The organism is Roseateles sp. GW821-FHT02E12 (assembly GCF_059421665.1).
The window spans coordinates 199,609-212,474 of the sequence record NZ_JBWKVK010000001.1; the positions used below are offsets into that span (position 1 = coordinate 199,609).

Annotated in this window: 14 protein-coding genes and 1 pseudogene; 12 read left to right on the forward strand and 3 right to left on the reverse strand. The window is 67.3% G+C overall.

Features of this window, described 5'->3' with window-relative positions; translation table 11 throughout:
- The first annotated feature begins 5 nt into the window (after positions 1–5).
- The 9 genes and pseudogenes from ccmC to porA all read left to right on the forward strand — a co-directional run.
- Complete coding sequence (ccmC, locus tag AC07V5_RS00885; RefSeq protein WP_495113587.1) at positions 6–791, forward strand: heme ABC transporter permease CcmC; 786 nt, start codon at positions 6–8, stop codon at positions 789–791.
- Complete coding sequence (gene ccmD, locus AC07V5_RS00890; protein ID WP_495113588.1) at positions 772–951, forward strand: heme exporter protein CcmD; 180 nt, start codon at positions 772–774, stop codon at positions 949–951. The genes ccmC and ccmD overlap by 20 nt, the downstream gene beginning before the upstream one ends.
- Positions 948–1,409 (forward strand): cytochrome c maturation protein CcmE, encoded by a 462-nt coding sequence (gene ccmE, locus AC07V5_RS00895; RefSeq protein WP_495113589.1) that lies wholly within the window; start codon positions 948–950, stop codon positions 1,407–1,409. The genes ccmD and ccmE overlap by 4 nt, the downstream gene beginning before the upstream one ends.
- Positions 1,406–3,385: a heme lyase CcmF/NrfE family subunit gene (locus tag AC07V5_RS00900; RefSeq protein WP_495113590.1), complete on the forward strand. Its 1,980-nt coding sequence runs from the start codon at positions 1,406–1,408 to the stop codon at positions 3,383–3,385. The genes ccmE and AC07V5_RS00900 overlap by 4 nt, the downstream gene beginning before the upstream one ends.
- A complete protein-coding gene (locus AC07V5_RS00905; RefSeq protein WP_495113591.1) occupies positions 3,382–3,912 on the forward strand; it encodes a DsbE family thiol:disulfide interchange protein in 531 nt (176 codons plus the stop codon). The genes AC07V5_RS00900 and AC07V5_RS00905 overlap by 4 nt, the downstream gene beginning before the upstream one ends.
- Complete coding sequence (locus AC07V5_RS00910) at positions 3,905–4,378, forward strand: cytochrome c-type biogenesis protein (protein WP_495113592.1); 474 nt, start codon at positions 3,905–3,907, stop codon at positions 4,376–4,378. Before AC07V5_RS00905 ends, AC07V5_RS00910 begins: the two co-directional genes overlap by 8 nt.
- The gene (gene ccmI / locus AC07V5_RS00915; protein ID WP_495113593.1) at positions 4,375–5,547 is read left to right on the forward strand and encodes a c-type cytochrome biogenesis protein CcmI; all 1,173 of its coding nucleotides are present in this window, start codon (positions 4,375–4,377) and stop codon (positions 5,545–5,547) included. The genes AC07V5_RS00910 and ccmI overlap by 4 nt, the downstream gene beginning before the upstream one ends.
- Positions 5,548–5,643: 96 nt before the next feature.
- The gene (locus AC07V5_RS00920; protein ID WP_495115646.1) at positions 5,644–6,243 is read left to right on the forward strand and encodes a 2-oxoacid:acceptor oxidoreductase family protein; all 600 of its coding nucleotides are present in this window, start codon (positions 5,644–5,646) and stop codon (positions 6,241–6,243) included.
- A pseudogene (gene porA, locus AC07V5_RS00925) lies at positions 6,236–6,577 on the forward strand (pyruvate ferredoxin oxidoreductase); the annotation flags it as partial. The gene AC07V5_RS00920 and the pseudogene porA, both read left to right, overlap by 8 nt.
- 132 nt (positions 6,578–6,709) lie before the next feature.
- On the opposite strand, the gene AC07V5_RS00930 reads toward porA, so the two are convergent.
- Positions 6,710–7,198, reverse strand: coding sequence for a hypothetical protein (locus AC07V5_RS00930; RefSeq protein WP_495113594.1), 489 nt, complete (start codon positions 7,196–7,198; stop codon positions 6,710–6,712).
- A gap of 49 nt (positions 7,199–7,247) precedes the next feature.
- Here AC07V5_RS00930 and AC07V5_RS00935 point away from each other — a divergent pair, with 49 nt between their 5' ends.
- Positions 7,248–7,457 carry a hypothetical protein gene (locus AC07V5_RS00935; protein ID WP_495113595.1) on the forward strand — a complete coding sequence of 70 codons (210 nt, stop codon included), beginning with the start codon at positions 7,248–7,250 and terminating at the stop codon, positions 7,455–7,457.
- A gap of 559 nt (positions 7,458–8,016) precedes the next feature.
- Here the strand turns inward: AC07V5_RS00935 and glmS are convergent.
- Positions 8,017–9,876, reverse strand: a complete 1,860-nt coding sequence (gene glmS / locus AC07V5_RS00940) for a glutamine--fructose-6-phosphate transaminase (isomerizing) (RefSeq protein WP_495113596.1) — start codon at positions 9,874–9,876, stop codon at positions 8,017–8,019.
- A 132-nt stretch (positions 9,877–10,008) separates the two neighbouring features.
- Here glmS and AC07V5_RS00945 point away from each other — a divergent pair, with 132 nt between their 5' ends.
- Together AC07V5_RS00945 and AC07V5_RS00950 are read left to right on the forward strand one after the other, a co-directional pair.
- The gene (locus AC07V5_RS00945; RefSeq protein WP_495113597.1) at positions 10,009–10,527 is read left to right on the forward strand and encodes an Lrp/AsnC family transcriptional regulator; all 519 of its coding nucleotides are present in this window, start codon (positions 10,009–10,011) and stop codon (positions 10,525–10,527) included.
- Between the two features lie 45 nt (positions 10,528–10,572).
- Positions 10,573–11,643, forward strand: coding sequence for an NF038122 family metalloprotease (locus AC07V5_RS00950; protein WP_495113598.1), 1,071 nt, complete (start codon positions 10,573–10,575; stop codon positions 11,641–11,643).
- Positions 11,644–11,706: 63 nt separating this feature from the next.
- Here AC07V5_RS00950 and AC07V5_RS00955 read toward each other — a convergent pair whose 3' ends face one another.
- Positions 11,707–12,855 carry a trypsin-like serine protease gene (locus AC07V5_RS00955; RefSeq protein WP_495113599.1) on the reverse strand — a complete coding sequence of 383 codons (1,149 nt, stop codon included), beginning with the start codon at positions 12,853–12,855 and terminating at the stop codon, positions 11,707–11,709.
- Positions 12,856–12,866 lie beyond the last annotated feature (11 nt).

Below are 12,866 nucleotides of genomic sequence, written 5' to 3' on the forward strand. Positions count from 1 at the left end.
TGCGCATGAGCGCCCCCGGACTGCGTCTGTTCACCTTTGCCGCCCCCGCGCGCTTCTACGCGCTGACTGGCTGGCTGCTGCCCGCCTGCTGGGCTGCCGCCGTGCTGCTGGCCACAGCGGGCCTGTACATGGGCTTCTTCATCGCACCGACCGACGCCACCCAGGGCGAGGCCTACCGCATTGTCTTCATCCACGTGCCCGCAGCATGGATGTCAATGCTGCTTTACCTCGTGATGGCCTTCTGGGCCGGCATCGGCTGGGCCTTCAATGCCCGCATGGCCTCGATGCTGGCGCGGGCAATCGCGCCGACAGGCGCGATGTTTACCTTCCTTGCACTGTGGACCGGCGCCTTCTGGGGCAAGCCGACCTGGGGCGCCTGGTGGGTCTGGGACGCCCGCATGACCACCGAGCTGATCCTGCTGTTCCTCTACCTCGGTTTCTTGGCGCTGATCAGTGCCATCGACGACAACCGCCGGGCGGACCAGGCCGGCGCGCTGCTCGCGCTGGTAGGCAGCGTCAATGTGCCGATCATCTATTTTTCGGTGAAGTGGTGGAACACGCTTCACCAGGGCGCCAGCATCAGCATGACGGCCGCGCCCAAGATGGCCAGCACCATGCTCACCGCGATGCTGCTGATGACGCTGGCCTGCTGGGCCTATGCCTTCGCGGTGGTCTTCACGCGCGTGCGGGCGATCGTGCTGGAACGCGAGTCCCACACCGGTTGGGTACGCGAACTCGCCGCCCGCAACGACCAACCCGGAGGGGCCGCTCATGCCATGGAACAACCCTGAAGACTTCTTCGCCATGGGCGGCTACGGTCTGTACGTCTGGGGCTCCTATGCCGTGGCTTTGCTGGTGATGGTGCTGGAGCCGCTGCAGGCGCGGCTGCGCCACCGTGCCGCAATGCAGGATGCGGCGCGCCGGAGCGACGCCGCGGAGGACCTGGCATGAAGCCCCGTCAACAGCGCCTGGCCATCATTGGCGGCGTGCTCACGGCAGTGGCCGTCATCGTGGCCCTGGTGCTGAACGCCTTCCAGAGCAACCTCGTGTTCTTCTATTCGCCCAGCCAGGTCGCCGGCCACGAGGCGCCGAGCGCGCGCACCTTCCGCGTCGGCGGCATGGTCGAGTCCGGCTCGGTGAAGGTTGACGGCACCCAGGTGCACTTCGTCATCACCGACACGGCCAAGACCGTGCCGGTGCGCTTCGAAGGCATCCTGCCCGACCTGTTCAAGGAGGGCAAAGGCGTGGTGGCGCAGGGCCAGCTGCAGGGCGGCGTGTTCGTGGCCAGCGAGGTGCTGGCCAAGCACGACGAAAACTACATGCCGCCCGAAGCCGCCGAGGCCCTCAAGCGCGCCCAGGCTGGCGACGCCAAGCTCGCCAGCACCGTGGCCGGAGGCACCAAGCCATGATCGCAGAGCTCGGGCATTTCATGCTCTGGCTGGCGCTGGGCACGGCGCTCGTGCAGGGCACGCTGCCGATGGCCGGTGCTGCCTGGGGCCGACGGGACTGGATGGCCCTCGCGCGGCCCGCGGCAGCCGTGCTCTTCATGCTGGTCGCCAGCGCCTTCGCCTGCCTGATGGCGCTATTCGTGCAAAATGATTTTTCGGTGCTGTTCGTCGCCTCCAACTCCAACAGCGCCCTGCCGCTGCAGTTCCGCATGGCCGCGGTCTGGGGCGGGCATGAGGGCTCGATGCTGCTATGGCTGCTGATGCTGTGCGGCTGGAGCCTGGCGGTGGCAGTGTTCAGCCGCGGGCTGCCGATGCCGGTGCTCGCGCGCATCCTGGCGGTGATGGGCCTGCTCGCGGTCGGCTTCCTGCTGTTCACGCTGGTGACGTCTAACCCCTTCGACCGCCTGCTGCCCGCAGCGGCCGACGGCCGCGACCTCAATCCCCTGCTGCAGGACCCGGGCATGATCTTTCACCCGCCCATGCTCTACATGGGCTACGTGGGCTTCTCGGTGGCCTTCGCGTTCGCGATGTCGGCGCTGATCAGCGGCCAGCTCGACGCGGCCTGGGCGCGCTGGACGCGGCCGTGGACGACGGCGGCCTGGTGCTTCCTGACGCTGGGCATTGCACTGGGCGGCGCCTGGGCCTACTACGAGCTGGGCTGGGGGGGGTGGTGGTTCTGGGACCCGGTCGAGAACGCGTCCTTCATGCCCTGGCTGGTGGGCACGGCGCTGATCCATTCACTAGCCGTCACCGAGAAGCGCGGCGCGTTCAAGAACTGGACGCTGCTGCTGGCCATCCTGGCGTTTTCGTTGTCGCTGTTGGGCACCTTCCTCGTGCGCTCGGGCGTGCTGTCGTCGGTGCATGCCTTTGCCACCGATCCGCGCCGGGGCCTGTTCATCCTGGCCTTCCTGGCGGTCGTGATCGGCGCGTCGCTGGGCCTGTTCGCCTGGTGCGCTGCCCGCGTGGGCCTGGGCTCGCGCTTTGCGCCGGTCTCGCGCGAGAGCTTGCTGCTGGCCAACAGCGTGCTGCTGCTGGTGGCCTGCGCAGCCGTGCTGCTAGGCACGCTCTACCCGCTGCTGTTGGACGCGCTCGGCCTCGGCAAGATCTCCGTCGGCCCGCCCTACTTTGAAACCGTGTTCGCGCCGCTGATGGCGCCGCTGGTCGTGTTGATGGGTGTCGGTCCGCTGGCCCGCTGGAAGCAGGCCGAGGTGCCCGACCTGGCGCACCGGCTGCGCTGGGCCGCCGGCTCGGCGGTGGTCGCGGCGCTGCTGACGGGCTGGCTGCAGGGTCGCATCGGCTGGCAGTCCAGCGCCGGCCTGGCAATGGCCTACTGGATCGTCGCGGCCGTGCTGACCGAGGCCTGGGAGCGCCTGCGCCCTGGTGCCGCGGCAGGCTCGGTGTTGCGCCGGCTGCGCCAATGGCCGCGCGCTCTGGTGGGCATGTCGATGGCGCACCTGGGCGTGGCGGCGTTCATCTTCGGCGTGACGATGGTCAAGACCTACGAGGTCGAGCGCGACGTGAAGATGGACATCGCCGACGCCACCGGGGTGGGCGGCTACACGTTCACCTTCCGCGGCGCCCGTGAGGTGACCGGGCCGAACTACCAGGCGGCGCAGGGCCTGATCGAGATCAGCCGCGACGGCCGCGAAGTGGCCGTGCTGCGCCCGGAAAAACGCCTGTACCGCGTGCAGCAGAACCCGATGACCGAAGCCGCCATCGACACCGGCCTGACGCGCGATCTGTACGTCGCGCTCGGCCAGGCGATGGACGGCCAGGCATGGGTCGTGCGCATCTACTTCAAGCCATTCGTCAGCTGGATCTGGGGCGGCTGCCTGTTGATGGCCCTGGGCGGCGCGCTGGCTGCCAGCGACCGGCGCTACCTGCGGGCGCGCCGGGAGCAGGCGGTGCCGGCAGCCGTGCACGGAGCCGCTGCATGAAGCGCTGGACCTTGCTCTCCCCGCTGCTCATCTTCGTCGTGCTGCTGGGCTTCCTCGGCGTCGGGCTCAGCCTGGACCCGCACGAAGTCCCGTCCCCGCTGATCGGCAAACCGGCGCCCGCCTTCGCGCTGCCGCGCCTGGACGAGCCGGCGCAGAACATCGGGCTGAACGACCTGAACGGCAAGGTCTGGATGCTCAACGTCTGGGCCTCGTGGTGCTTGGCCTGCCGGCAGGAGCATCCCGTGCTGGTCGAGTTCGCGCGGCGCGGCCTGGTGCCGATCTACGGCCTGAACTACAAGGACACGCGGCCCGAGGCATTGCGCTGGCTGGGCCGCTGGGGCAACCCCTACACGGCCTCGCTGTCCGACACGGCGGGCCGGGTCGGCATCGATTTCGGCGTCTATGGCGTGCCGGAGACCTTCATCATCGACAAGCAGGGCGTGGTGCGCTTCAAGCACATCGGGCCGGTCACCGCCGACTTGCTGCGCGAGCGCATTGAGCCGCTGCTGAAGGCATTGAATGCGTAGCGTCACCAGCCTGCTGTGCGTGCTGGCCATGGCTTTGGCATGTACGACCGCCCCGGCCCGCGAGGCACCACTGACCAGCGCGGAACCTGAGCTGGAACGCCGCACCCTGGCCCTGGCCGCCGAGCTGCGCTGCCTGGTCTGCCAGAACCAGACGATTGCGGACTCCAACGCGGCGCTGGCCATCGACCTGCGCGACCAGGTGCGCGAGATGCTGCGCCAGGGCAAGAACGAGCGCGAGATCGTCGACTACATGACCGCCCGCTACGGCGACTTCGTGCTCTACCGGCCGCCCGTCAAGGGCGTAACTGCGCTGCTGTGGTTCGGCCCGCCGTTGCTGCTTGTGGGCGGCGTGGGTGCGCTGGTGCTGGTGCTGCGCCGGCGCAGCCACATGGCGCCAGAGCTGTTCGATGCCGATGGTGACCTAACCGATCCCCCTCACCCCGCCGCCCAGGGCCAGCCACGATGAACAACAGCATCCAGGGGCTGCGCAGCCAGCTCGCCCTGCTACAGAGCAAGCACCAGAGCGGCAAGCTCAATGCGCGCGCCTATGCCGCGGCCAAGGCGCCGCTGGAGCAGCAGCTGGTGCAGGCGGTGTTGGCAGAACCGGCGGCAGCAGCCACGCCCGCATCCGAGCGGCCTGCCGCCAGCCTGGTCGCGCTGCTGACCGTGGCCGTGGTGGCGCTGGCCGGGGCCGGCTATGCGTGGACCGGCTCGCCGGGGGCGATCAGCGCCGTAGCGCCGTCGCCGGCCGCGGCGCAGGCCGCCACGGAGCCGCACAGCAGCGACGAGCAGGACTTCAGCGCCGCCGTCGCGAAGCTGGCACAGAAGCTGGTGGACAAGCCCGACAACCCCGAAGGCTGGGCCATGCTGGCGCGCTCCTACGCGCGTCTTGGCCGCCATGCCGAGGCCGTGCCGGCCTTCGAACGCGCCATGGCGCTGCAGCCCGCCGATGCGCGTCTGCTGGCCGACTACGCTGACACCCTGGCCGTGCGCAACGATCGCAGCCTGCAGGGCGAACCCACCAAGGTGATCGAGCGGGCGCTGGCGCTGGACCCCAACCAGCCCAAGGCTCTGGCGCTGGCAGGCACGGCGGCCTTCGAGCGCAAGGACTTTGCCGGCGCCGTGCGCGCCTGGGAACGGCTCGCCCAGCTGTCGCCGGCCGACAGCGCCTTCATGCCAGAGCTCGAAGTCAGCATCCGTGAAGCCCGCGAGCGGGCGGGGACGCCGGCCGGTGAGGTCGCGGCGGCCGCCGTGCCTTCCACCAGCGCCGCCGCCCCCGCCGTCCCCGCCGCCCGCGTGCAGGGGCGCCTGAGCCTCTCGCCCAGTCTCGCAAAGCTCGCTGAGCCGGACGACACCGTGTTCGTCTTCGCCCGCGCCGCCACGGGCCCGCGCATGCCGCTGGCCATCCTGCGCCTGCAGGTGAAGGACCTGCCCTTGGCCTTCACCCTCGACGACGGCAGCGCGATGGCGCCGAGCACGCGGCTGAGCCTGCACCCGCAGGTGGTGATCGGCGCCCGCATCAGCAAGACCGGCCAGGCCATGCCGGCGCCAGGGGATTTGGTCGGCCAGACCGCGACGGTGGCCAATGATGCCCAGGGCCTCACGGTCGAGATCAACGAAGTCTTCAAGCGCTGAATTCCCTGGCGCCCGGCGCGGGCCTGAATGCAGCCGAAGTTTGACGCTGCGCAAGTCCCGACATGGCCGGGCTCGAACAATCGCCAGCACTCAATCCTGCAGGAGGCGGCTCGCGATGCTGCGGTCCGGATTCACCGCCGCGGCGGCCAGGGCGTGGTGACGGCAGCCGAAATGCTGTCGATCTCCGCGTTCGAGCAGGGCCGGCACGCTCAGGCCTTCCCAAGCTTCGGCTCCGAGCGCACCGGTGCGCCGGTGGTGGCCTCCTGCCGCATCGACGACTTCGAGATCCGCCTTCGCGAACCCATCCTGGCGCCCGACGTGCTGATCGTGCAGGACCCGACGCTGCTGCACCAGGTCGACGTGTTCCAAGGGCTGGTGCCCGACGGCTTCGTCCTAATCAACAGCCGGCGCAGCTTCGACGAGCTGGGGCTGGCCGACATCGCCACGCGCTACAGGCACGAGCGGCTGATAACGGTGCCGGCGACCGAGATCGCCCCCAAGCAACTGGGCCGGCCGCTGCCCAACGCCGTCCTGCTCGGCGGCTTTGCGGCGCTGTCGGGCCTCGTCAGCCTGGACGCGGTGCGCCACGCCATCCAGAACAAGTTCAGCGGCAAGGTGGCCGCCGCCAACATGGCCGCTGCCAGCGAAGCCTTCGGGGTCGTACAGCGCCAGATGCAGGAGGTGGCCGATGCTTGAGCAGATCGAAGGGTCGCAGGCAGTCGCCCGCGCCGTGGCCCTGTGCCGGCCCGAGGTCATCTGCGCCTACCCCATCTCGCCGCAGACCCACGTCGTCGAGGGCCTGGGCGAGCTGGTGAAGGACGGCACTCTGGCGCCTTGCGAGTTCATCAACGTCGAGAGCGAGTTCGCCGCGATGAGCGTGGCCGTCGGCAGCTCGGCCACCGGCGCGCGCACCTACACCGCCACCGCCAGCCAAGGGCTGCTGTTCATGGCCGAGGCGGTGTACAACGCCTCGGGCCTGGGCTTGCCGATCCTCATGACCGTGGCCAATCGCGCCATCGGCGCACCACTTGCAACACCGGCGTCGACAGCTGGGGCTGTGCCGTCAGCAGTAGGCGCAGGGGATTAGCAGCGACCGCTGCCGCACTCGAGTAAGACACCAAGCTCGTCGTTTAAGAATTGCGGCAGGTAGGCCCACGTTGATTTAGAACTTCGGCTTAGGCACCACCCCGACGTGGCGGGCCGCTTGGTGCCCAAAGCCGAAGTACGACTGCCCGGTTGACGGTCGCCACTGCAGCGAAAGCTGCCCTTTGCCAAAACATTGGGAGGCGGTCAGGATCCGGTCATGCGAAGCATTTGGACCTTCCTGATCTCTGATCTCGGTATATTTGTGGTGCTCGTGACTATCGCCATGCCGCTTTCTCTCTATCTGGGGTGGGGATAGCTCAAGCGGCGAGTCCTCCCGATTGCTCACGAACATCTTGTTCAGAACCCCGAGGCCGACGATGCAGCGCACGGCGGTCAGCGGATACCCATCGCCCTCTGGCTCCTTGTAGCCGAACAACGACAGCGCTATGGCGGCGCCAGTGCATGCCAGCAGCAGCATGCGCTCCGGGGTCGAACACGCCTCGCGCATCAGCTGCGCTCTCGGGCTGGCGAGATGCGCGGGATCGTCCAGTTCGCGGCGCAGCACCTGAGCCGTCCTCGTCGACCTCAAGCTTGGGGTCCGATCGCAGCATGCCTTGGACCTCGCCGCCGGCCTTAAGCTCAACGAAGGCGGAGTGAAGGATGCGATTTCGGCTTCGGCGCAGCTTGTGCATCGCCGTGGCGGCCCACGCAAAGGAGTCCTTGAAGTCAGTCTCCAGCTCACCCGGGAGCTTGCACTTGGGAAGCGCATCCACGAAGAGGGCGTGCACGCGATCGACGAGCTTCTCGTTCGTCAGGTTGCGTAGCGCGGTGGGCGGTGGGCGGCCACTGTGCTCGCTCGGGATCCAGGATGAACCAGCCGATCTCGCGCAGCTTGTTCTCTATCCATTGGAAGCAGACGACGAATTCGCCGATGCGTTGGTACGTGCGCTCTTCTTCGTTCACGGCTAGATCCTAGGACCTGCACAGCCGCCGGTCCTGGTCTGCTGCATTCCCTATGGATCTCACAAGCAGCGCGGCACAGCGGCCGCCAGCCTCATCGGACATGCAAACGGCCTAGGCAGACAGGCCAACAAGCGGAAAGAAGCTATCGCAGACGAAGGCGCAGATCCAGTCTTGATCTTGATGGCTTCCAGACCCAGCTGTGACCATGACGGACCAATAAGGTCGTGGCGCAGGCTTGTCAGATCATGAGGCAGCATGGCGGGCAGCGACCGACGGGGCGATGACCACTTGGTAGCGCCGAAGGTCTTGGCTTCGACTTGCCTCTACTCAACAAAGCAAGCCGCCCGGACTCCCACCATATGGGAAACGCCCGACGGACTTTATTTGTCGGAATCATCAATTTGCCGCAGCCGCTCCCCGTCATTCGACGGTGACCGACTTCGCCAAATTGCGGGGTTTGTCCACGTCCGTGCCCCGCGCGCAGGCCGTGTGATACGCCAGCAGCTGCAGCGGTACCACGTGCAGGATGGGGCTCAGCGCGCCGTAGTGTTCCGGCATGCGGATGACGTGCAGGCCGGCTTCGCTCTCGATGGCCGTGTCGCCGTCGGCAAACACGTAGAGCTGGCCACCGCGTGCGCGGACTTCCTGCATGTTGCTCTTGAGCTTCTCCAGCAGCGCGTCGTTGGGCGCCACCGTCACGACGGGCATCTCGGCCGTCACCAGCGCGAGCGGGCCGTGCTTGAGCTCGCCGGCCGGATAGGCCTCGGCATGGATGTAGCTGATTTCCTTGAGCTTGAGCGCGCCTTCCAGCGCGATCGGGTAGTGCAGGCCACGGCCGAGGAACAGCGCGTTCTCCTTGCGGGCGAACTCCTCGCTCCACGCGATGACCTGGGGCTCCAGCGCCAGCACGGCTTGCACGGCCACGGGCAGATGGCGCAGCGCCTTCAGGTGCTCGGCCTCGTCGGCTTCGCTGAGCTGGCCGCGGGTCTGGGCGAGGGCCAGCGTCAGCAGGAAAAGGCCGACCAGTTGGGTCGTGAAGGCCTTGGTGGAGGCCACGCCGATCTCGACGCCGGCACGCGTGATGTAGGCCAGCTCGCACTCGCGCACCATGGCGCTGGTGGACACGTTGCAGATGGTCAGCGTGTGCTTCATGCCCAGGCTGCGGGCATGCTTGAGCGCGGCAATGGTGTCGGCCGTCTCGCCGCTCTGGCTGATCGTCACCACCAGCGTGCGCGGGTTGGGCACGCTGTCGCGGTAGCGGTACTCGCTGGCGATCTCGACGCTCGTCGGGATCTTGGCGATGCTTTCGAGCCAGTACTTGGCCGTGGAACCCGAGTAGTAGCTGGTGCCGCAGGCCAGGATGAGGACGTTGTCCACCTCCTTGAAGATGCGGTAGGCGCCGTCACCGAACAGCTCGGGGCTGATGGCGGTGATGGCTTCGAGCGTGTTGGCGATGGCCGTGGGCTGCTCGAAGATTTCCTTCTGCATGTAGTGGCGGTAGGGGCCCAGTTCGGCAGCGCCGCTGTGGGCGTGCACGGTCTTGACCTCGCGCTCGACGGCCTGGTAGCGGCCGGTCTTGGTGTCGAGCTGGCTCAGCCAGTAGCGGCCCAGTTGCAGGTCGACGACGTCGCCCTCTTCCAGGTAGACGATCTGGTCGGTCACGCCAGCCAGGGCCATCGCGTCGGAGGCGACGAAGTTCTCCTGCTCGCCCACGCCCAGCACCAGCGGCGAGCCCTCGCGAGCAGCGACGACGCGGTGCGGTTCGTCGCGGCAGAACACGGCCACCGCGTAGGCGCCCTTCAGGCGCGGCAAGGCCTGCTGCACGGCGTCGAGCAGGTCGCCGCTGTAGAGGTGGTCGACCAGGTGGGCGATGACCTCGGTGTCGGTCTGGCTGGTGAACACATAGCCCCGGGCCTTCAGCTCGGCGCGCAGTTCATCGTGGTTCTCGATGATGCCGTTGTGGACCAGGGCGATGCGGCCGATGCTGTCGGCGGATGCATTCGGGCCCGGCGAGAAATGCGGGTGGGCGTTGTGAACGGCCGGTGCGCCATGCGTGGCCCAGCGCGTGTGGGCGATGCCGGTGCCGGCCGAGATGCCATCCTGGTCGGCCTGGTGCTGCAACTCGGCCACGCGGGAGGTGCTGCGGGCACGGCGCAGGGCACCGTCCTGATGCACGGCGACGCCGCAGGAGTCATAGCCACGGTATTCGAGGCGCTTCAGGCCTTCGACGAGGATGGGAACGATGTTGCGCTGACTGACCGCGCCGACGATGCCGCACATGAATGAGCTCTCCGTTTGAGGAATGGGCGCATCCTAGGCAAGCCTTCGCGGCAGATGCGTGCAAAATTCACCGGCCGATGAATGAAAATTTCCACGATCATTCATGTTGAAATTTTCTTTCGAATTTCAATCATGAATGAAGAATTTGACGCTATCGACCTGCGCCTGCTGGACGCCTTGCAGACCGACGCCTCGCTGAGCAACCAGGATCTGGCCGCCCGCGTCGCCGTGTCGCCCGCCACCTGCCTGCGGCGCGTGAAGCGCCTGGTGGACGCGGGCGTCATCGAGCGCCGCGTGGCCATCTTGTCAGCCGACAAGCTCGGCGCCGGGCTCTCCGCCCTGTTGGAGATCACGCTGGACCGCCAGGGCGCCGAGCACCTGGACGCCTTCGAGGCACGTGCCGTGCAGGACACCGCCGTGCAGCAGTGCTGGCGCGTCTCGCCCGGGCCGGACTTCGTCCTCGTTGTGCAGGTGGCCGACATGCCGGCCTATCACGCCCTCACCCAACGCCTGCTGACCCAGGACGCCAACGTGCGCAACATCAAGGCTTTCTTCAGCGTGAAGCGGGCCAAGTTCGACACGCGCATCGGGCTCCCCCCCCTAACTCAAAGTCCACCCCCCTCGACTCCAGGGGGCAAGAACCAGGCCTGACCTCGACAGAATCCGGGCTCCTTGCCCCCAAGACCGGAGCCCTTCATGTTTTCCCGCAAGTCCCTGCGCCCCGCCGCGCTTACCCTGGCCCTCGGCCTCGCCGGCACGGCTCCGTCCGTCCAGGCTTTGAGCATCGTGCTCAACGACGTCAGCTCGACGCCGATGAGTGCTTTGCAGCTGTCCGCCTTCCAGACCGCCGCCAACTACTGGTCGGGCAAGCTCACCGACAACGTCACCGTCTACGTCGACATCGCCTTCAACGACCTCGGCGCGGGCATCCTGGGTTCGACGGGTTCCAGCGTCACGACGATCAACTACAGCACGCTGCGCAGCCGCCTTGTCAGCGATGCGAAGACCGCCACTGACACCAGCGCCGTCGCCAACCTGCAAACCGGCTCCGCACTGAGCTTCTATGCCACGCAAGGCGACCTGAGCACTCGCTTGGACAACGACGGCTCGACGAACAATCGGGTGCTCGGCATCAACACCGCGAACTACAAGGCCCTGGGCCTAGATCCGGGCACCAACGCCGGCAACCCGGACGCGAGCATCACCTTCGCCAACGCTTACGCGGGTGACTTTGCCTTCGCGCGGGTCAACGGCCAGGTGCCGGCCAACAAGATCGACTTCATCACCGTCGCCGAGCACGAGATCGGTCATGCGCTGGGCTTCGTGTCCGGCGTGGACGACGTCGACTACTGCGTGAGCCATGCAGCACAGTGCGGCCTGTCCGGCGCAGCCAACGAGTTCGAAGGCGACTGGTGGTACTACCCGCTGGACCTGTTCCGCTACTCGGCCGCTGGCAAGCTGGACGTGACGCTGGGCGGCTCGCCATACTTCTCGGTGAATGGCGGGCTGACCTCCATCCAGCCCTTCTCCACCGGCGTCGACCACGGCAACGGCCAGCAGGCCAGCCATTTCGGCACCAACGTCGTCACGCTGATGCGCCCCTTCGTCGGCAACGGCCAGTCGTACGACGCCACCACGAGCGACCTGATGGCCTTCGACGCCATCGGCTGGGACTTGGCCGCGGCCGTGCCCGAGCCCGGTCAGTACGCGCTGCTGCTCGGCGGCCTGGCCGCCATCGGCCTGGTTCGCCGCCGCAAGCCCAGCTGAGGTCTGCGCGGAACAAATAAAAAGCGGCCCGCGGGCCGCTTTTTCATTCAGCGCGCGAACGTTTCAGGCGCGGCGGCGGCGTGCCACGCCGACCACGAGGCCCAGGCCAACCAGCATCAGGGCGTAAGTCTCGGGCTCGGGCACCGGCACGGCGGGGTTGACCACGGAGTTGATCCAGGTCGTCTGGTCGAACACGGCCGTGGAACCGGACAGGTCGCCGTAGCTGCTGGAGTTGCCCTTCTTGTTGTCGCAGTTGGAAATGCCAACGAAATCGCAGGCACCCGTGCCGTCCGTCTCGTTGCCTTGCCAGCCCCACGAATGGACACCACTCAGCAGCCATTGGCCCGAAGCCGCATCCCACACGAAGTCACCACCACCGGAGTCGCCACCGGCGATCAGGGCCTCATTGAGACCCTGGCCCAGGCCGCTCGTCCAGGCATTGCCCGTAACACCCGCAATGCGGCCCAGCGTGTTGTTGGCAGCCGTGCCGCTGTCGAAGTCCGACATATAGGTCGTGCCGGTGTAGTAGCTGGCGTCGTAGCCCCAGCCGGACACCGCCGTACCCATGGCCTGGTTGAAGCCCTTGCTGGTGACGTCGAAGGTGTTGAAGCCGAAGTGGCCGTAGTTGCCGTCGTTCCAGCTCGGCGAGCCGTTGGCCGTGGCGGTGCCCGACGTGCCATAACCGGCCATCAGGTAGTTCTTGCCGATATCGTTCGTCGAGCTGAGCTTGTAGCCCTGGATGGTCGTGACCGGCGCGCTGAGCTTCAGGATGGCCAGGTCGGTGCCAGCGTCGGCGGAGTTGTCGAAGCCTTGCCACAGCGGGTGCAACGTCGCGTTGCCTTGCGACACCGTGCGCGTGACGGTCGCCGTGCCGTTGTAGAAGCCGAACATCACCGTCATGTTGCCGACGAAGTCGTCGCCGCAATGGCCGGCCGTCAGCACGTAGGCGCCGCCTTGCAGCAGCGAACCCGAGCAGGCATAGGTACCGCCATCGGCGGCGGTGAATTCGAGCAACGCCACGCCGTCAAGGGCTGCGACGCCGTTGAACAACTGGCCAGGGGCAAAACGCCAGTTCGACGGGGCGCTGGTGTTGCCGGTCGTCGGCGTCAGGGAGCCGATGTCGGCTCCGACGAAATTGGAGGCATCGGCCATCGCGGCCTGGGCCACGCAGAGTGCGGCTGTCAGCGCGCTGAATTTGAGGATGGACTTCATCGGGTGCTCGG